The 18,802-nt window shown below is 39.6% G+C and carries 16 protein-coding genes and 1 pseudogene; 4 read left to right on the forward strand and 13 right to left on the reverse strand.

Going from position 1 to position 18,802, the window contains the following annotated elements; genetic code table 11:
* Nucleotides 1-163: 163 nt before the first annotated feature.
* The 4 genes from D8845_RS08385 to D8845_RS08400 all read right to left on the reverse strand — a co-directional run bounded on the left by D8845_RS08385 (nt 164) and on the right by D8845_RS08400 (nt 4,239).
* Complete coding sequence (locus D8845_RS08385; RefSeq protein WP_045612293.1) at nt 164-994, reverse strand: energy-coupling factor transporter transmembrane component T family protein; 831 nt, start codon at nt 992-994, stop codon at nt 164-166.
* Entirely contained in the window at nt 979-2,661 is a 1,683-nt protein-coding gene (locus D8845_RS08390; RefSeq protein WP_125453134.1) for an ABC transporter ATP-binding protein, read from the reverse strand. Before D8845_RS08390 ends, D8845_RS08385 begins: the two co-directional genes overlap by 16 nt.
* Nucleotides 2,662-2,829: 168 nt before the next feature.
* A complete protein-coding gene (locus D8845_RS08395) occupies nt 2,830-3,375 on the reverse strand; it encodes an ECF-type riboflavin transporter substrate-binding protein (RefSeq protein WP_125453135.1) in 546 nt (181 codons plus the stop codon).
* Nucleotides 3,376-3,390: 15 nt separating this feature from the next.
* On the reverse strand, nt 3,391-4,239 hold the full coding sequence (locus tag D8845_RS08400) for an SAM hydrolase/SAM-dependent halogenase family protein (protein ID WP_001063590.1): 849 nt from the start codon (nt 4,237-4,239) through the stop codon (nt 3,391-3,393).
* Nucleotides 4,240-4,427: 188 nt separating this feature from the next.
* Here D8845_RS08400 and trkA point away from each other — a divergent pair, with 188 nt between their 5' ends.
* On the forward strand, nt 4,428-5,777 hold the full coding sequence (gene trkA / locus D8845_RS08405) for a Trk system potassium transporter TrkA (RefSeq protein WP_125453136.1): 1,350 nt from the start codon (nt 4,428-4,430) through the stop codon (nt 5,775-5,777).
* A gap of 3 nt (nt 5,778-5,780) precedes the next feature.
* Entirely contained in the window at nt 5,781-7,220 is a 1,440-nt protein-coding gene (locus D8845_RS08410) for a TrkH family potassium uptake protein (protein ID WP_125453137.1), read from the forward strand.
* Between the two features lie 43 nt (nt 7,221-7,263).
* On the opposite strand, the gene D8845_RS08415 is transcribed toward D8845_RS08410, so the two are convergent.
* From D8845_RS08415 to D8845_RS08435, 5 genes and pseudogenes are all read right to left on the reverse strand, one after another.
* Complete coding sequence (locus D8845_RS08415) at nt 7,264-8,067, reverse strand: ABC transporter ATP-binding protein (RefSeq protein WP_125453138.1); 804 nt, start codon at nt 8,065-8,067, stop codon at nt 7,264-7,266.
* A 12-nt stretch (nt 8,068-8,079) separates the two neighbouring features.
* A complete protein-coding gene (locus tag D8845_RS08420; protein ID WP_125453139.1) occupies nt 8,080-8,973 on the reverse strand; it encodes an ABC transporter permease in 894 nt (297 codons plus the stop codon).
* A gap of 11 nt (nt 8,974-8,984) precedes the next feature.
* A complete protein-coding gene (locus tag D8845_RS08425; RefSeq protein ID WP_125453140.1) occupies nt 8,985-9,962 on the reverse strand; it encodes an ABC transporter substrate-binding protein in 978 nt (325 codons plus the stop codon).
* A 424-nt stretch (nt 9,963-10,386) separates the two neighbouring features.
* Nucleotides 10,387-10,506 (reverse strand): annotated as a pseudogene (locus D8845_RS08430) (IS630 family transposase); the annotation flags it as partial.
* 202 nt (nt 10,507-10,708) lie between these two features.
* Nucleotides 10,709-12,334, reverse strand: a complete 1,626-nt coding sequence (locus D8845_RS08435) for a malolactic enzyme (RefSeq protein ID WP_125453141.1) — start codon at nt 12,332-12,334, stop codon at nt 10,709-10,711.
* Between the two features lie 273 nt (nt 12,335-12,607).
* Between D8845_RS08435 and D8845_RS08440 the strand changes: the two genes are divergently transcribed.
* Together D8845_RS08440 and D8845_RS08445 are read left to right on the forward strand one after the other, a co-directional pair.
* Entirely contained in the window at nt 12,608-12,958 is a 351-nt protein-coding gene (locus tag D8845_RS08440) for a helix-turn-helix domain-containing protein (RefSeq protein WP_125453142.1), read from the forward strand.
* 127 nt (nt 12,959-13,085) lie between these two features.
* On the forward strand, nt 13,086-13,964 hold the full coding sequence (locus tag D8845_RS08445) for a LysR family transcriptional regulator (protein WP_125453143.1): 879 nt from the start codon (nt 13,086-13,088) through the stop codon (nt 13,962-13,964).
* Nucleotides 13,965-14,360: 396 nt separating this feature from the next.
* On the opposite strand, the gene D8845_RS08450 is transcribed toward D8845_RS08445, so the two are convergent.
* From D8845_RS08450 to D8845_RS08465, 4 genes are read right to left on the reverse strand one after another with little or no spacing between them, the layout of a single operon-like run.
* Nucleotides 14,361-15,287 carry an ATP-binding cassette domain-containing protein gene (locus tag D8845_RS08450; protein WP_125453144.1) on the reverse strand — a complete coding sequence of 309 codons (927 nt, stop codon included), beginning with the start codon at nt 15,285-15,287 and terminating at the stop codon, nt 14,361-14,363.
* Between the two features lie 10 nt (nt 15,288-15,297).
* The gene (locus D8845_RS08455) at nt 15,298-16,365 is read right to left on the reverse strand and encodes an ABC transporter ATP-binding protein (RefSeq protein ID WP_124788146.1); all 1,068 of its coding nucleotides are present in this window, start codon (nt 16,363-16,365) and stop codon (nt 15,298-15,300) included.
* Between the two features lie 8 nt (nt 16,366-16,373).
* Entirely contained in the window at nt 16,374-17,300 is a 927-nt protein-coding gene (gene oppC / locus D8845_RS08460; RefSeq protein ID WP_124788147.1) for an oligopeptide ABC transporter permease OppC, read from the reverse strand.
* Nucleotides 17,300-18,796 carry an ABC transporter permease gene (locus D8845_RS08465; RefSeq protein WP_124788148.1) on the reverse strand — a complete coding sequence of 499 codons (1,497 nt, stop codon included), beginning with the start codon at nt 18,794-18,796 and terminating at the stop codon, nt 17,300-17,302. The genes oppC and D8845_RS08465 overlap by 1 nt, the downstream gene beginning before the upstream one ends.
* Nucleotides 18,797-18,802: the final 6 nt, after the last annotated feature.

An 18,802-nucleotide genomic window follows, 5' to 3' on the forward strand; every position in this document is an offset into this window, starting at 1 on the left:
ATAGCCACACTGCCCGGAGTCAAGCTCAGCAAACAGCGTGGTTAAGGCATCGTTAACTTACCTCACAACAGGTTTGAAGTAAATCAGCGAAACTACTTTCTTAGTATAACACTTTCAGAATCATTGTCAATAGAAACGACTTGATTTTTTCAATTTTTTCAAGCTATTTCCAAGGGTTGTAAAATCGTCCGTGATTCTGCAAGATAAGTAGTAAACTAGCTACTAAAAACAAGGCTGCCAAGAGCAAGGTAAGATAGTCTCCTTTTTTCAAGGCCTGATAACTATACCAAGTGCGTTTTTTCTCTTTCCCAAAGCGTCGAAGCTCCATGGCAGTCGCGATGGTATCAATACGTTCTAACGAGCTAAAAATCAAGGGAGTAATAATGCGCAGATTGCCTTTGATTCGTTGCATAAGAGAAGCTTTCTTGGATAATTCCATCCCACGCGCCTCCTGAGACATCTTGATAGTAAAGAATTCTTCCTGCAAATCTGGAATATAGCGCAAGGTCAGGCTGACTGAATAGGCAATCTTGTAAGGCACACCAATTTGATTTAAACTAGAAGCAAACTGACTAGGATGAGTTGTCATCAAAAAGATAATAGCCAGAGGAATAGTACAAAGGTACTTAATGGCCAAATTTAGCAGATAAAAAAGCTCTTGACTGGTCAGAGTGTAGGCACCGATTCCCTGCCAAATCACACTCCTCTCTCCGTAAAGTCCAACCCCATACTCGGGAGAAAAGAGATAGACCATCAAGACGTTTAAAACGGCAAATACCGTCGCAAAAACGGCTACAAAGGAAACATCTTTAAAACGGATTTCTGACAAATAGAGGAGAAAAACCGAAAAGATAGCAATCAGAACAAGTAGTCTGGTATCATAGCTAATCATGGCCGCCAATGATACGAGAATGAAAAAGAGGAGTTTACCAGCGCCTGACAAGCGATGAATCACAGTATCTCTATGCTGGTAACCGATTAATTTAGCTTGCATCCTTCTCTCCTTTCTTTGTAAAATGCCGTTAAAGCAAGTGGATCCACGTCTAGTTTCTTAGCCAAGTTGAAGATAGAAGTTTCTTTTAGATTGGCTTTTACTAACAGCTCAGGATTGCTCAACAGACTGGCTGGATCAGTATCGGCAATCAGCTCCCCATCCACCATGACAAGGGCCCGGTCTGAATAATCCAGCATCAATTGCATATCATGGGTAATCATGACAATGGTATGCCCTTTTTGATGCAACTCTTCGAGAAATTCCATAATCTCAGTATAGTTCTTCTGGTCTTGACCTGCTGTCGGTTCATCTAAGAGGATAATTTCAGCTCCTAAGACCAAAATCGAAGCAATTGTCACACGTTTTTTCTGACCAAATGACAGGGCAGAAATAGGCCAATTACGGAATTCATAGAGACCACAGATTTTCAAGGTTTCATAGACTCTCGTTTCAATTTCCTGCTCATCCACACCTCGCAAACGAAGTCCCAGAGCCACCTCATCAAAAATCATATTAGTTGAAATCATTTGATTAGGATTTTGCAGCACATAGCCTACTCGTTCCGCCCGCTCTGCAACAGAATCTCCTTTGATATCCTGCCCTTCCCACAGATAGCGACCTTCCGTATGGATAAAGCTACTTATGGCCTTGGCTAGGGTTGATTTCCCTGCTCCATTTTTCCCGACAATGGCAATCTTTTCACCCTTTTTAATATCTAAATGAATGGATTTTAAAATCGGTCTATCATCATAAGAAAACGACACGTCCTCTAGTCTAAAGAGTGACTGCAATTCTGGGGTTTCTTTTACCAGTTCCGTCCGCAACTGAACCTGACCTTTTGGGATAGACATGTTATCCAGATCTGCTAATTGTTCTTCCTTGGCTAAATCCACACCCAGTTGACGGAGAGTCGTTAGATAAAGGGGTTCTCGAATTCCATTTTGGGTCAATAAATCAGTCGCCAGTAGCTGGTCAGGGCTCCCATTAAAGAGAATACGACCATCATTGATCAAGACAATCCGATCCACAGGGCGATGCAGAACATCCTCCAAACGGTGCTCGATAATAAGAGTCGTCGTCCCCTCTTCCTTATGAATCTGATCAATCAATTCGATAATATCCTGACCTGACTGGGGATCCAGATTGGCGAGTGGCTCATCAAACAAGAGAATCGGACTCTCATCAATCAAGACACCAGCCAGACTGACCCGCTGCTTTTGTCCACCTGACAAATCCTGAGGACGCTGAGACAGTAAAGAAATAAGATCCAGCTTTTCAGCCCATTTATGAACACGGCTTTTCATCTCTTCTAGACCTGTTACATCATTTTCTAGAGCAAAAGCCAAGTCCTCTGCCACAGACAAGCCGATAAACTGCCCATCTGTATCCTGCAAAACTGTACTGACCAGATGAGATTTATCGTAGATGCTCATATCAAAGGCTGCTTGCCCCTTGATCAAAAATTCTCCAGACATCTGACCCTTGTAAATATTGGGAATAATTCCATTCAAACACTGCCCCAAGGTAGACTTGCCTGACCCAGATGGGCCAACAATTAAGACTTTCTCTCCCTTATAAATAGTCAAGTCCACTCCTTGCAAGGTCGGTTCTTGTTGCGTTTCATACTGGAAAGAGAAATCCTTCCACTCAATTATAGCTTCTTTCATCTTACTCTCTTCATTCGCTTCTTAGACTTCTATTTTATCATAAATCGAACCCTTCTTGCAGACTCTTCTCTGAAAAACTTAGCGCCAAAAAGATTCCTATCATAGCTTACTTGCCTAACTAATCAATAAACATCGAAAAAGACTGGTTGTCCAGCCTTTTCCCTTATGTTAATCCTTTTTCAAACTTCCTGAACGAGTCTGCGTACGTGAATAAGCTAGCAAGAGAAGAGTACCTGCGATAGCTACAGTTACAGCATTAGCAATTCCCGCAACAATCCCTTGGGCAAATACTTTTTCTGCCGCTTCTTGATAAATCACAACGTCTCCAAGTGGTGCCAAGACACCCCAAACAAGAGCATTTGCAACAATCTGAATGAGGTTAAAGAAGACAATATCCTTCAACTCAAAAACACCCTGTGTTACTCGAATGTATTTTCTAAAGAGTCCGACGGCTAGACCAAAGAGACCACTAGCAATAATCCAAGTCCACCAAAGACCGTAGCCAGCAAGAGAGTCCTTCACTGCATGACCAATTAAACCAACAAGTAATCCCACTAGAGGGCCAAAAATGATAGACCAGAGGCTCTGTACCGCATACTGAAGCTGGATGCTTGTATTTGGAACAGGTGTCGGAATGCTGATCATCCCGATAACAACAAAGAGCGCAGCTCCAACACCGATAGCAACAACTTGTTTAATTGATTGATTTTTCATCTATATTCTCCTATTTTATGATTCTATTTTCTTTATTTCAATGGTCCAAGATGAACCGACGCCCACATTATAAGCCTTGGCAAAGGAACCTTGGTTGATAGCCAGACCTAAACGATAGAGAGAGTTGATGTAAAGGATGGGTTGCCCAATTCTCACATCTGCAAATGATTTGCCATAAACAACCTGATTTTGATAGACCAGCATATCTGCATGATAGATGGTCACTTCAAAACGGTCACCGAATGCTGGTTCCAGCTTGTAAAATTCTTCTCGCGTGATAGAGGTCCAAAGCGAGCCGAAACGCACATCCAGAATATCAATAGCTCCCTTCACCAGATGATCTTCTATGATTGTCTCTACGACTGGAAGCTCCACAATCTGATCCACACTGAGCTCTGGCCCCACTTCCTCAAAACTAATGTGACCACTGGCTAATTTAGCACCAGTATAGGCATAGACATCTCGACCGTGGAAGGTATAAGAATGCTCTGTATTTTGACGTCTATTGGCCACTTCAGAAATCTCACGAATAGCTACAATGCCAACGTGTTTCTTGATAAAAGAAAGCGTCCCATTATCTGGCGTGACAATGTATTGATTTTTTGCAGTCTTGGCAACCACACTCTTACGTTTCGAGCCGACACCTGGATCGACCACCGATACAAATGTCGTTCCCTCAGGCCAGTAATCCACAGTCTGAAAGAGACGGTAACTTCCCTCAAAAATATTATAAGGCGTAATATCGTGCGTCAAGTGATGAATTTTTAAGGTTGGAGATTCTTCTAAAGCCACTCCAATCATAGCCGATACCGCACCATCAACCAGACCAAAGTCTGATTGTAATACCAGTAAATTATTATTCATTTTATCTCCTTGTGTATCCTTTATCATACCATATTTCAGAGAAAGTCGCTAATAGCTATTTCAATTGATTAGGGTATAGTTTTACCTTATAGCAAATTTCCTACTAAAAGCTCTGCTTATTAGCTAGTAGGTGCATTTTTTCTTGAAAAAAGGTATGATAGTTACATAATGAAGAAGCAGGTTTTATTATGAAAATTATCCTTGTCGGAGGGGGAAAAGTTGGTTCTGCCCTCTGTCGCTCCTTGGTTGCAGAAAAGCATGATGTTTTGCTGATTGAGCAAGACGAAGCTGTTCTCAATCATATTGTTAATCGCTTTGATATCATGGGTATCCTTGGTAACGGGGCCGATTTTACCATCCTTGAGCAAGCCAGTGTCCAGGATTGTGATATCTTTATCGCCCTGACTGAATACGATGAAGTGAACATGATTGCAGCCGTTCTAGCCAAAAAAATGGGAGCTAAAGAGACCATCGTTCGGGTGCGAAACCCTGAATATTCTAACTCTTATTTCAAGGAAAAGAATATTCTCGGCTTTTCTCTTATCGTTAACCCTGAGCTCTTGGCTGCCCGCGCTATCGCGAATATCATTGACTTTCCCAACGCCCTCTCTGTCGAACGTTTCTTTGGTGGACGGGTCAGCTTGATGGAATTCACTGTTAAATCCTCCAGTGGTCTTTGCCAAATGCCCATTTCTGATTTTCGGAAAAAATTTGGCAATGTCATTGTCTGTGCGATAGAAAGGGATCATCAAATTATCATTCCAAGCGGTGACATGACTGTACAGGATAAAGATAGAATCTTTGTCACTGGTAACCGTGTTGACATGATGCTCTTCCATAATTATTTCAAGTCTCGTGCTGTGAAGAGTCTTCTTATTGTTGGAGCTGGTAGAATTGCCTATTATCTACTAGGTATCCTCAAAGACAGTCGTATCGATACCAAGGTTATTGAAATCAATCCTGAAATCGCCAGTTTCTTTAGCGAGAAATTCCCAAATCTCTATATCGTTCAAGGAGATGGTACCGCAAAAGATATCCTGCTGGAAGAAAGTGCTCAAAACTATGATGCCGTTGCGACTCTAACAGGAGTCGATGAGGAAAATCTGATTACCTCTATGTTCCTTGACAGGGTAGGTGTACAAAAAAATATCACCAAGGTCAATCGTACCAGTCTCCTCGAGATTATCAATGCGCCTGATTTTTCAAGTATCATCACACCTAAAAGCATCGCTGTAGATACGATTATGCACTTTATTCGTGGTCGTGTTAATGCCCAGTATTCAGACCTTCAAGCCATGCACCATCTAGCCAATGGCCAAATCGAAACCCTGCAATTTCATATCAAGGAAGCTAATAAAATGACTGCCAAACCTCTTTCTCAACTCAAACTGAAAAAAGGGGTTCTTATTGCAGCTATCATTCGAAAGGGCAAGACTATTTTCCCTACTGGGGGGGATATGTTGGAAGTTGGAGACAAGCTCCTAGTAACAACTTTGTTGCCAAATATCACCAAGATTTATGACTTGATCGCGAGGTAAGAAATGAATAAAAGTATGATTCGTTACCTCCTTTCAAAATTACTTTTGATTGAAGCTGTTCTTCTTTTGGTTCCTGTGTCTGTCGCTCTCTATTACCGTGAATCGAGCCAAGTCTTTACGGCCCTCTTTTCAACAATAGGGATTCTCGTATTACTAGGCGGTTCAGGAATTTTACAAAAGCCCAAAAATCAACGGATTTATGCCAAGGAGGGAGTCTTGATTGTTGCCCTCTGTTGGATCCTTTGGTCCTTCTTTGGCGGTCTCCCCTTTGTCTTTGCTAGACAAATTCCCAGCGTTATCGATGCCTTTTTTGAAATCAGTTCTGGCTTTACAACTACTGGAGCAACTATTCTGAATGACGTTTCAGTTCTCAGCCGCTCCCTCCTCTTCTGGCGAAGTTTTACCCACTTGATTGGAGGGATGGGGGTGCTTGTTTTTGCACTTGCTATTATGGATAATGCCAAGAATAGCCACCTAGAAGTGATGAAGGCTGAGGTTCCTGGCCCTGTTTTTGGCAAGGTTGTATCCAAACTAAAAAACACTGCCCAGATTCTCTATCTCCTTTATCTAGCTCTCTTCTCCCTCTTTGTCATCATCTATTATCTAGCTGGCATGCCCCTATTTGATAGTTTTGTCATTGCCATGGGAACAGCAGGTACCGGAGGATTTACCGTCTATAACGACGGGATTGCTCACTATGGTAGCTCACTGATTACCTATCTGGTTAGTATCGGAGTTTTGGTTTTTGGGGTAAATTTCAATCTCTACTACTACCTTATGCTCCGTCGCGTCAAAGCCTTCTTTGGTGACGAAGAACTTCGTGCTTACTTGGTCATCGTGCTGGTTTCTACAGGCTTGATTAGCCTTAATACCCTCTATCTCTACCCAGGATTTTCCAAGAGCTTTGAAATGGCCTTCTTCCAGGTTTCCAATATCATTACAACGACTGGTTTTGGTTACGGAGATATTACCAACTGGCCCCTCTTCTCCCAGTTTATCCTTCTCTTCCTCATGGGAATCGGTGGTTCTGCTGGTTCAACCGCAGGTGGACTCAAGGTTATTCGAGGCCTTATCCTTTCAAAAATTGCCAAAAATCAAATTTTGTCAATCCTATCGCCCCACCGTGTTTTGACCCTCCATGTTAATAAAACGGTGATTGACAAGGATACCCAGCATAAGATTCTCAAGTACTTTGTCATCTATGCTATGATTTTGCTTGCGCTTATCTTTATTGTCAGCCTAGATAGCAATGATTTTCTGGTTGTGACCAGTGCTGTCTTTAGCTGTTTCAATAATATAGGACCTATTCTAGGAACCACTTCTAGTTTCTCAATCTTTAGTCCTATCTCAAAAATTCTCCTCTCCTTTGCAATGATTGCAGGTCGATTAGAGATTTACCCAATCCTACTTCTCTTTATGAAGAGAACTTGGTCTAAGAGATAAAATACAACCACACCTTGTGTCTTACAAAGTGTGGTGTTTTTCTTTATCCCAAAACTAATTCATCACTAACTAGACTTTGACCACTATTTTTCTGGAAGAGATGCATGAGATCTTCAACTGTTAGATTCTTTTTCTCTTCTCCTTTGACATCCACCACTATCTTGCCTTGATAGAGCATAACGAGACGATTTCCGTATTCAATCGCATGGTTCATATCATGGGTAATCATCAAAGTCGTCAACTGATGGTGTTCCACAATCTTTTGCGTCAAATCCATCACCATTTGACTAGTTTTCGGGTCAAGTGCCGCAGTATGTTCATCCAAAAGCAAAAGTTTAGGTTTCACTAGAGCTGCCATGACTAGGGTCAAGGCCTGTCTTTGTCCTCCTGAGAGGTATTGAGTATCCACTTTCAAGCGGTTTTCAAGACCAATATTCAACTCCTTCAAGGCCTCTTGGAACTGGATTCTATCCTTCTCCTTCACACCCCAACTAAGCCCTCTCTTCTGCCCGCGTCTCAAGGCAATAGCCATATTCTCCTCAATCGTCAAACGAGAAGCTGTTCCCATCTTAGGATCTTGAAAAACACGGGCGATATCCTTGGCTCTCTTTCTGACACTCAGATTTTTAATGGATTTGCCTGCCAATAAAAGGTCCCCTTCATCCACCGATAGATTGCCAGCCAAGATATTCATCAAAGTGGATTTCCCTGCTCCATTTCCACCGATTACAGAGATAAAATCTCCCTCTTCAACCTCTAAATCTAATCCTTTGAGGACATGGTTCTCATTGACCGTCCCTGCTTCAAATGTTTTGTGAATATTTTCAAGTGTTAACAAACTTGCCATAACTTTCTCCTCCTATTCATTTCTCAATTTCAGACCACGAATCTTTAATCTTTTTTGCAATTCTGGTGCAAATAAAACTAAGGCTAACAAGATTGCATTAAAGAGACGAACTAGATTTTGATCTAGATTTGGAATTTCATAGATATTTAAAATAATCAAACGGTATACAATAGCACCGATTCCGATGGATAACAAGCGACCTCCAATGGTCAAGTCGTGTATCAAGACTTCCGCAATAATGACTGCACTCAAACCAACAACGATGGTTCCTGTCCCAGAAGTCACATCTGAAAATCCATCATTTTGGGCAAACAAGGAACCACATAGGGCAATCAAGCCGTTTGAAATCATGTAACCAACAATCTTCATGGTGTCTACATTGACCCCATTGGCCTCACTCATCGGAATATTGTCCCCAGTCGAACGCAAGACCAAGCCAATCTCTGTTTTCATCAAAAGAGTCAAGACCAAACAAACAAGTAAGAGACAGGCCAAACTGAATGAGAAAACAGCTTCTTCATTTGTCAGTCCCAAGCTAGCCAACTGTTTAAAGACAGTTGAAGAATCTCCCAAGGAAAGATTGGGCACACTTCCCATGATTTTAATATTGATTGAATAAAGCCCTGTCAAGGTCACAATACCTGTCAAGAGAGCTGGAATTTTCATCTTGGTGTGGAGCATTCCTGATACCAGACCTGCTACCATACCTGCCAGCAAAGCAAGTACAGTCGCAATCCAAGGATTTGTCCCTGCCTGTATCTGAGATGCGACGACAGCCGCCCCCAGTGGAAAGGCTCCTTCAGCAGTCATATCCGCAATATCCAAAATACGGAAAGTCAAGTAGACCCCAATCGCCATAATCGACCACAACAAACCTTCTGATAAACTAGATAACACAAAATTCATCTTAAACCTCCTTATTCCTTGCCTTCTAACTTACTAATATCAATTCCCAATGCATCTGCCATTTCTTGATTGGTATGCAATTCCAGTTTTTCAGGCAACTCAACTGCTATATTTTCTGGCTTTTCACCTTTTAAAACACGAATCAGCATGCGAGCTGTCTGTCTTCCCAATTCTTCATAATTGGTTCCGTAGTTATACAAACCACCAACAGCAATCATTTCTGTTGAACCACCAAATACTGGAACCTTGTGTTTAATAGAAACCTGCTTGACTGTTTCCATGGTTGATGAAATGATATTATCCGTTGGTACAAAAATCATATCCACCTCTGCCATCAAGCTTTCTGCTGCCGCCTTGACATTGTTACTGTCCAAGATTGTTTTTTCAACAACGGTAAAGCCTTTTTCTTCCAGAAGGCGCTTAGCTTCATCCTTTTGGACAACTGAATTTGGCTCGCTCTGAGTATAGAGGATTCCAATCGTTTTAGCTTTTGGCAACACTTTCTTTATCAAATTGATTTGGGTTGAAATGGCATCTGATGACTGGTCACTTGTCCCAGTCACATTGCCCCCAGGGTGTTCTCTTGACTCAACCAACTTGGCACTGACAGGATCTGTTACCGCTGAAAAGATAACAGGTGTCGTTTGTGTTGTATTGGCCAAGCTCTGAGCAGAAGGCGTTGCGATAGCTAGAACGACATCACTAGATTCTGCTAGTTGCTGGGAAATTGTTTTAAGATTTCGTTGCTCTCCCTGTGCATTTTGCAAATCAATCTCGATATTTTTCCCTTCAACATAGCCTTGCTTAGCCAGCTCATCCACAAAACCTTCTCTAGTAGCGTCTAGGGACTGGTGGGTAATAAATTGCGAAATACCGATACGAAAAACATCTTTTTTCTTATCTGCCTTCAACTGATGCAAACTGATCAGAGAGATCAAGAGAATCCCCACTACCAAGAGGGGGGCTAGTAATTTTCGAACAACTTTCATAATGAAACTCCTTCTCAGAAAAGATAAAACAAAAAACCGCCTAGATAATATCTAAACGGATACTTGAAATAATCTAACAAGTAACAAGTTACAACTTAGCTAGTCCATTTAGATATTCATCTATATGGACCACAATCAAAAATCTTAGCCACATAGATACAAACAAATTGCTTGAACTGTTTGCATCCATGGTAATATGTCTACAAACACTATCTAAAGTAGCTAAAGTAAAAGTTTTGATTCATCGTTACAGCTTGTTTCTTATTCATTTCTTTTTCTGCTTTCTTTTTTGATGTTTCCTATCTTACCACCTTTTTCATCACCTGTCAAGAATATTTCAGAATTTTTTAAAATTTTTCGAAAATTCTTTCATAATTCTTTCATAATTCTTTCATAATTCTTTCAATCAATTCTTTTAGGATGACTTCAAAGATTTGCCCATTAGACAAAATAGAACGATTTGAAGACTTTTATGGTATTCAGTTGTACTAGAGTTTTTTAAAAGTGTTTTGATGGCTTGTATTTCTTCTTTGGTTGATTTCATATCACTATTATATAATGCATTTTGATTTTAGTGTAGTATTAAACTGACTCTTGGCAGTCGGACAAAAAACCGACAGTTATTTTATACTGTTTAAAACCATTAGTCAATACGACAATCTCTTTACTTTTCGGTTATCAACTCTGTAGATTGCTAACATATCCAAAATAAGCTAAGTATCCCGAGGATAGGCAACAGAAATGAATTATTTATACTCTGGATACCACTTCAAATCACGAACTGCTTTGGCCATATCTGTTTCCTTAGCGCGTGCAAGACCTTGCTCTTGTGCTTTTTTAGCGACTGCTTCTGCTACTTTAATAGAAACATCTGCTACATACTTGAATGGTGGCAAGACAGGAGCTCCTGGTTGGCCTGGATCGACAATACCACTCAATGAATGCGCCGCTGCTCCAATCATTTCATCAGTCAAAAGACTTGCTTCAGAAGCCAGCATACCTAGACCAAGACCTGGGTAAATCAGGGCATTATTTGCTTGACCAATCACATAGTCTACACCTTTGTAAGAAACCGTATCTGCAGGAATTCCTGTTGCGACAAAAGCTTTGCCATCTGACCATTCAATCAAATCTTTGGCACTAGCTTCTGCCAATTTAGTTGGATTTGACAAAGGGAAGATCATTGGATGTTCTGTGTTTTCACACATAGCTTCTACTATTTCTTTAGTGAAGGTATTAGGCTGAGTTGAAGTTCCTACAAGAATGGTTGGCTTCACAGTCTTCACTACTTCAAGCAGGTCAGTCAACTTATCTGCGTTACTAAAGTCAGCACGTTTCTTAGCAAATGGTTTTTGCTCTGGTGTCAAGTCATCCATGTCATCAAAGAGAAGACCTTGTTTATCAACCATAAAGAACCGTTTATAGGCTTCTTCTTCAGAAAGACCTTCACTTACCATTTCACGAAGAATACGAGAGGCAATTCCTGCACCCGCAGTACCACCACCATAGCAAAGATAAACTTGATCTGTTAATTTTTCACCACTAATATCCAGCGAACCAAAGATACCACCCAAGGTAACGATTCCTGTACCTTGAATATCATCATTAAAGGTCGGAATTTGTTTCCGGTATTTTTCAAGAATATTGGCTGCATTCAAGCGGCCGAAGTCTTCCCAGTGAAGGTAGAGTTTAGGAAAGAGACGTTCTGCTGTTTGAACAAATTGGTCAATGAAGTCGTAGTAACGATCTCCGCGGACCCGTTCGTGACGATTTCCTAAGTAATTAGGATTGTTACGAAGTTCTTCGCGGTTAGTCCCTGCATCAATGACTAAAGGAAGGACCATCGAAGGATCGATTCCAGCAGCACCCGTATAGACCATCAATTTCCCAACAGAAATATCGACACCATTTGTTCCCCAGTCGCCAATTCCAAGGATTCCTTCTGCATCTGTTACAACAATGAGACGAATCTCGCGACCCCCGGCAGCGTTTTTCAAAGTAGCTTCAATATTTTCAGGATGATTAATATCAAGATATCCCGCATATTGGGGATCTACAAAAAGATCACTATAGCCTTCAATCGTATCTGCAATGGTTGGATCATATACAATTGGATTGAATTCTTCCAAATGTTGAGAAAAGAGGTAATAGAAAAGAGTCCTGTTGGTATTAAAAATTTCCATTAGGAAAAGACGTTTTTCCAAATCATTGGCTTTTGTTTGCATTTGTGCATAAGTTTGCGCCGCTTGTTCTTCAATCGTTTGAACATACGGTGGCAGTAAACCAATAAGGCCTAGTTCCTTTCGCTCCTCTAAGGTAAAGGCAGTACCTTTATTGAAGAAAGGATTGTTTAAAATATCATGTGCAGTCATAGTGCAACCTCCTTTTTACTTATATTATACCACATGAAACGGATTGTTCGTAAAACGTTGTTGTTTAAATAATACAATTGTATACGCATATGTTATAAATTTCTGAACTCATCAAACTCTCGATGATCTCTCTTTACTAAAAGTCTCGAGTAAAATAAACCAATCATACAAATTTACAATCCTAATTAAAATAAATATCATATAGGTATTTTATGTAATACTTCGTATTTTTTAAGGTGTTTTTTTGTCATATAAAACTTGTATTCTATTTATATGACAACTAAAAACTATTTACAACAATATATTTCCCAAAAAGTGAAATATTTTCGAACACATAATAAAATGAGCCAGGAAGAACTTTCGGAACAAGCAGGACTCGGGCTTAAGTATATCAATCAACTTGAAAACCAAAATGTGAATCTGACCATTCACAGTCTTGAAAAAGTGATTGACGCCCTAGAAATGACCCCAGAGGAATTTTTCAATTTTGATAGCCTTGAATCAACCTCTGATAAGAGTGACAATCTTTCACTCAAAAGAATCAACATGAAGATTAAACAGCTCCCTATTGATAAACGAGAAAAAATGTTGGTCATTTTTGAGAGTATCTTAGATAATCTTTGAGATCCCTGACTCACTTACATTTTAACTGGTGAATACTCATATAGTCAAATTGTAGGATACGGATAAAAATTATTTATCTGCTGTTTTCCACTTATTTTCCTTCTCCAACTAATGAAAGTGAACCCATATGAATTTAAAAGATCTACAATATTTTTATGACCTCTGCCAGCTTCAATCCTATACGGAAGTAGCAAAACAACATAAAGTCAGCCAACCATCTATTTCTTATGCTATCAAGCGCTTAGAGAAATCCTTTAACTGCAAATTGATTCACCATGACCCCTCTCATCGTTCCTTCAAGCTAACTCCTCAAGGACAAATCCTTCTAAAGCATACAGAACTGATTTTACCTGAGGTCATTTCTACTCGCAAAGAAATTAATCGCTCCTTGGCACAATACTCTACTGTAGGATTCCCTCCTATTATCATTCAGTATCTCTTTGCTGCCTTAAACGAAAAAGATAAATTCGATTTTTTAAAAAAGATACGCCCTATCCGCGGTGGCTCCGTAGAGTTATTAAACCTTCTCCTTAAGGGAGACCTTAATGCAAGCCTACTCGGTTTAATTGAACCTCTCAATTATCCTTCAATAGAGACACACGAGCTATTTCATAAAGAACTGTATGTCGTTTTATCTAAGAACCATCCTTTTGCCACTGTTCCTTCCCTCGCTTTTGAAGAATTAGTAGATCAATCCTTTATACTCTTAGACGAACACTTTGTTCACCTGAAAGCTTTTGAAACGCTTAATCAGAAGCATCAAAACAAGGCAGAAATATTCTTTAAGACTGATGACATTGTCATTCTTAAAGAACTTTTAAAGAAAGGGATTGGCCTTAGTTTACTGGCTGATATCGCACTTTCTGATGAAGATGATGATTTAATAAAGATTCCTCTTATACCGAAGGATAAGATAACTTTTACAGTTTATTACGCTTACCTTAAATCAGCTACACCGTCATCAGAAATAGAAGCCTTATTTAAACTCCTTAAATCATATGAATAGAAAAAACTCTAACTATCAATGAACTGATAGCTAGAGTTTTTTACATTGTAGATATTATACTCAATGAAAATCAAAAAGCAAACTAGGAAACTAGCCGCAGGCTGTACTTGAGTACGGTAAGGCGACGCTGACGTGGTTTGAAGAGATTTTCGAAGAGTATTAGATTATAGTAGATTGAAGCTAGAGTAATACGCCACGACTTCTAAAACTTTTCTAGAAATTAATTTGACTTTCCTAATCGAGTTGTTAAGATTTTATTTCATCTCACTATAGTTCAATGATTTTCTAAGAATTCTATTTCTTTCGAAAACTCTTTCAAAGTTTTTTTCAAATCAATCCAACAAAAAAAGGTTTATAATTTCCATAAAAGTTGACATGGAAATTATAAAACCATTATTAGTTTAACCCTTGTTGGTAACGCGTCAATTCCGCTTGATTAGCCCAAACATAATGACCTGGACGAATTTCTACCATAGATGGCTTATCTGTCTCATAATCATGTTGATCTGGATCATATACTTTCAAGACCTTCTTGCGTTCCAAGATTGGATCTGGGATAGGAACAGCAGATAAGAGGGATTGAGTATATGGATGAATTGGATTGTTAAACAACTCTTCTGTCTCTGCAACTTCAACAATAACACCTTTATAAATAACTGCTATACGATCTGAAATAAAGCGAACAACCGACAAATCATGAGCAATGAAAAGATAAGTCAAGCCTAACTCTTTTTGGAATTTCTTAAGCAAGTTCAAAACTTGGGCACGCACAGAAACGTCCAAGGCTGAAATTGGCTCATCTGCAATAACGAAATCAGGCTCCATAACAAGGGCACGGGCAATCCCGATACGCTGACGTTGACCACCAGAAAACTCATGTGGGTAACGGGTCAAGTGTTCTTTTAAAAGCCCAACTTCATGAATCATCTTTTGAACTTTTTCTTGTCTATCTTCTTCATCTTTAAACAAATGGTAGTTATAAAGACCTTCCGAGATAATGTAATCAACTGTCGCACGCTCATTCAAGCTGGCTGCAGGGTCTTGGAAAATCATCTGAATACGACGAATCAGCTCTGATGATTCCTTATGTGATTTTTTCCCATTAATCTTCTGACCATCAAAGATAATTTCACCTTTGCTTGTATTGTTCAAACCAATAATAGCACGACCAATGGTTGTTTTTCCACTACCGGATTCACCTACAAGAGAGAATGTCTCTCCCTTGTTGATAAAGAAGTTTGCATTTTTAACTGCAACAAACTTCTTACTTCCTTCACCGAAGGAAATTTCTAAATCTTTAATTTCTACTAATTTTTCAGACATTTCCTTCCTCCTAGTCTTCTAGATGAGCAAAGCCCATTTTATCACGAATCTTGTCATGCAAATCTGCTATAACTCCTGGTTTTTCAACTTTAGGAGCATTTTCATGAAGCAACCAAGTCTTAGCCCAGTGAGTATCACTAACAGAAAACTTAGGTGCTTTTTGTTCAAAGTCAATTTGCATAGCATAATCTGAACGAAGGGCAAAAGCATCACCTTTCAACTCAGTATAAAGAGATGGCGGTGTTCCTGGGATAGAGTATAATTCACCTTTATCATCAGCAAGCTGAGGTAAGCTAGATAAGAGACTCCAGGTATATGGATGGCGTGGGTCGTAGAAGACTTCCTCAACAGTTCCATATTCTACAATTTCCCCAGCGTACATAACCGCTACTTTATCTGCAATACTTGCTACCACACCAAGGTCATGTGTGATAAAGATAATGGTAAAGTGGTACTCATTTTGCAAGGTTTTAAGCAAATCAATAATTTGTGCTTGAATAGTTACGTCAAGGGCAGTTGTAGGTTCATCACAGATTAAGATATCTGGACGACAAGCAAGAGCTATCGCAATAACAATACGTTGACGCATCCCACCAGAATATTGGAAAGGATATTCTTCAAAACGTTTCTCAGCTTCTGGAATTCCGACTTTTTTCATATAGTCGATTGCCATTTCTTTAGCTTCCTTGGCTGTTTTTCCTTGGTGTTTAACGATAACTTCTGTAATTTGGCTACCGATTGTATTGATTGGATCCAAACTTGTCATAGGATCTTGGAAGATGGTCGCAATTTTAGCACCACGAATCTTCTCCCACTCCTTGTTAGAAGCCAGAGCAGTCAAGTCTTGTCCACGATAGTCGATACTTCCTTGAGCAATCCGCCCATTATCTTCTAACATTCCTGTAAAAGTTTTTGTTAATACAGATTTACCAGAACCAGACTCACCTACCAAGGCAAGAACTTCCCCTTCAATCAAATCCAGAGACACTCCTCGGATAGCCGTTAACACTTTGTCACGAACGTCAAATTCCACGACAATATCGCGAGCAGTCAATATTACATTATTTTCTTTTGTCATATTTACTCCTATCTATGTGTACGTGGATCACTAGCATCCGCTAAGTTTTGACCAACAACAAAGAGAGATAAGGATACCAAAATCAATGTTGTTAATGGAATCCAGAATAGGTAAGCGTTGGTCGTAACGTTTTGTGAATAGTCTGAAATCAAACGTCCCAAACTTGGAACTGTCACAGGTAGTCCTAATCCAAAGAAGGAAAGGAAGGCTTCATAAGAGATAAAGCTTGGCAACATCAATGTCATAGTAGATACAATAACAGATACCAATTGTGGCATAATATTTTTGACGATGATTTTAAAGGTAGGTGTTCCAAGAGTTTGAGAAGCGAGGTTGTATTCTAAATCACGATAACGCATGATTTGGATACGAATCATATAAGCAATCCCAATCCAAGTTGTCACACTCATGGCAAAAATCAAATTCCAGAAACCAGCACCAATTGAGTACGTCAAGACAATAACAATCAAGAGAGATGGAATGTTTGAAATAATGTTATAAACTTCCATCATGATACGGTCAACGGATTTTGAAATTCCCCAAATTCCACCAACAATAACACCAATTATAAGGTTAATAAAAGTAGCAATTACAGAGATGAGGATAGAGTTACGCGCACCAAACCAAACCCCATCAAACAAGGATTTACCATTACTATCTGTACCAAACCAATGTTCAGCGTTAGGCTTGATAAAGCGAGCACTGAAGTCATTTACCTTACTTACATCGTTGAAATCAAAATCTGAGAACATTGGGTAAATAAAGCTCATTAAAATAATAGCGACCAAAATACCTAGCATAGCAACTGTCGATTTTTTCTTCAAAAACTGTCTGAAGACAGATCCCCAGTATGAATAAGCTGGTGCATCAATCGTTTCAGAGGCAAAATCGTCACGTTTTACAAACTGAAATTTTTCTTTATCGATTGTTGACATTATTTGCCTCCTTTCTCTGTCAATTTAATACGTGGGTCAAGCATTGTCATCCAGATATCCCCTACAAAGAGTGAGAAGATAGAAATACATGTGAAGATGAAGACAAGACCAACTACCATCGAGTTATTTGACGCCTTAACAGAGTCAATCAACATTTTACCCATACCTGGGAAGGCGAAGACTGTTTCAGTAAGGGTTGCACCACCGATAACCCCGATAACGGCACCAGGAATACCTGAAACCAAAGGAACCATTGCGTTTTTAAAGATATGTTTGTTTGAAATTTCTTTTTCAGACAAACCTTTGGCACGAGCAAAACGAACGAAGTCTTGAGATTGCAAATCAATCATGTAACGACGAATCCAGATAGCTGTACTTGGTGCTCCTAGCAACCCTAGAATAACTGCTGGCAAGACATAAGAACGCCAATCTCCAGCACCCAAGATAGGGAACGAATCTGGAAGACCAATAGATGAGCCAATCAAACGAACGATATAAACCAAGGCAATCGTTGGAAGAGCAAGCAAGAAGGTCAAAGCACCTGTCGAGAAGCTGTCAATCCAAGTATTCTTGTGTCGAGCCATAGCAGACCCAAGAGGGATTGCAATAGCATACGAAATAATCAAACCAATTAATCCAGCAACAGCAGAGCTTGCAATCATTGATGGATACTGATAGTTGCTCTCTGTAGCTGTATATGGATCATTTTTACCATAGTTGGCTACCTCACGAGCGTCTGCCTGACTAGGTGATTTATAAGTACGTGAGTAAATATCTACAGATGAAGTCTTCTTACCAGTAGGGAATTGAACTTGTCCAGTCTTTGTTTGTCCCTGACCTTGTGTAATGACTTGAAGTACGGGAGTGTTTGCATAAGTTGGGTAAGAATCACCTAAATTAACATTCACAAAGTTTTGGTGTACAAATGGGAATTGGTTGTTAAAATACAACAGATACTTATGTTTTGTACCTGAACCAACCAACGACCAGCCGATAGCAGGGTCATTTTCAAAGCGAAGATAGCGTTCTAAGTTTGGATTTTCAGGGTCTTGAATCTTGTTTGTATGATCAATATCAAGCAAGTTAGCATAGAATTTGAAAACACGTTCAAAAATCGGAATTTCACGCGTAGCATAGAACTGACCACTCTCTGAGAATACACCTAGTGTCCAGCCATTACCTAATTGGTTAATGTATTTCTCATAAATCGCTTTATTGCTATCATTAGCATCAACTGTTACCGATGAATCTAATTTACTAGCTTTTTCTTGCAGCTCCTTGGTATCGTAGTACTCGATATAGCCCATACGCTCATAAACAGTATTTTCATAATTATCCCGTTTATCTGGAGTGGTTGCAATCTTATTATAGTTAGTGTCCTGTTTAAAAATCAATTTACGAGGTACCATCGTATAGATAATCGTGTAGGTTAAAGTTGTCACCAAGAAAATAGACAACAATGAACGCAAGACACGCATAAAAATATATTTCTTCATATCGTT

The organism is Streptococcus mitis (genome assembly GCF_003942865.1).
Classification (GTDB): Bacteria; Bacillota; Bacilli; order Lactobacillales; family Streptococcaceae; genus Streptococcus; species Streptococcus mitis_BI.

Coding starts and splice junctions, on each gene's coding strand:
- D8845_RS08465 (WP_124788148.1), bottom strand. CDS start 18,796: ATGAAGAAATATATTTTTATGCGTGTCTTGCGTTCATTGTTGTCTATT.
- D8845_RS08440 (WP_125453142.1), top strand. CDS start 12,608: ATGACAACTAAAAACTATTTACAACAATATATTTCCCAAAAAGTGAAA.
- D8845_RS08455 (WP_124788146.1), bottom strand. CDS start 16,365: ATGACAAAAGAAAATAATGTAATATTGACTGCTCGCGATATTGTCGTG.
- D8845_RS08445 (WP_125453143.1), top strand. CDS start 13,086: ATGAATTTAAAAGATCTACAATATTTTTATGACCTCTGCCAGCTTCAA.
- D8845_RS08400 (WP_001063590.1), bottom strand. CDS start 4,239: ATGAATAATAATTTACTGGTATTACAATCAGACTTTGGTCTGGTTGAT.
- D8845_RS08420 (WP_125453139.1), bottom strand. CDS start 8,973: ATGAATTTTGTGTTATCTAGTTTATCAGAAGGTTTGTTGTGGTCGATT.
- oppC (WP_124788147.1), bottom strand. CDS start 17,300: ATGTCAACAATCGATAAAGAAAAATTTCAGTTTGTAAAACGTGACGAT.
- D8845_RS08410 (WP_125453137.1), top strand. CDS start 5,781: ATGAATAAAAGTATGATTCGTTACCTCCTTTCAAAATTACTTTTGATT.
- trkA (WP_125453136.1), top strand. CDS start 4,428: ATGAAAATTATCCTTGTCGGAGGGGGAAAAGTTGGTTCTGCCCTCTGT.
- D8845_RS08390 (WP_125453134.1), bottom strand. CDS start 2,661: ATGAAAGAAGCTATAATTGAGTGGAAGGATTTCTCTTTCCAGTATGAA.
- D8845_RS08435 (WP_125453141.1), bottom strand. CDS start 12,334: ATGACTGCACATGATATTTTAAACAATCCTTTCTTCAATAAAGGTACT.
- D8845_RS08425 (WP_125453140.1), bottom strand. CDS start 9,962: ATGAAAGTTGTTCGAAAATTACTAGCCCCCCTCTTGGTAGTGGGGATT.
- D8845_RS08450 (WP_125453144.1), bottom strand. CDS start 15,287: ATGTCTGAAAAATTAGTAGAAATTAAAGATTTAGAAATTTCCTTCGGT.
- D8845_RS08395 (WP_125453135.1), bottom strand. CDS start 3,375: ATGAAAAATCAATCAATTAAACAAGTTGTTGCTATCGGTGTTGGAGCT.
- D8845_RS08415 (WP_125453138.1), bottom strand. CDS start 8,067: ATGGCAAGTTTGTTAACACTTGAAAATATTCACAAAACATTTGAAGCA.
- D8845_RS08385 (WP_045612293.1), bottom strand. CDS start 994: ATGCAAGCTAAATTAATCGGTTACCAGCATAGAGATACTGTGATTCAT.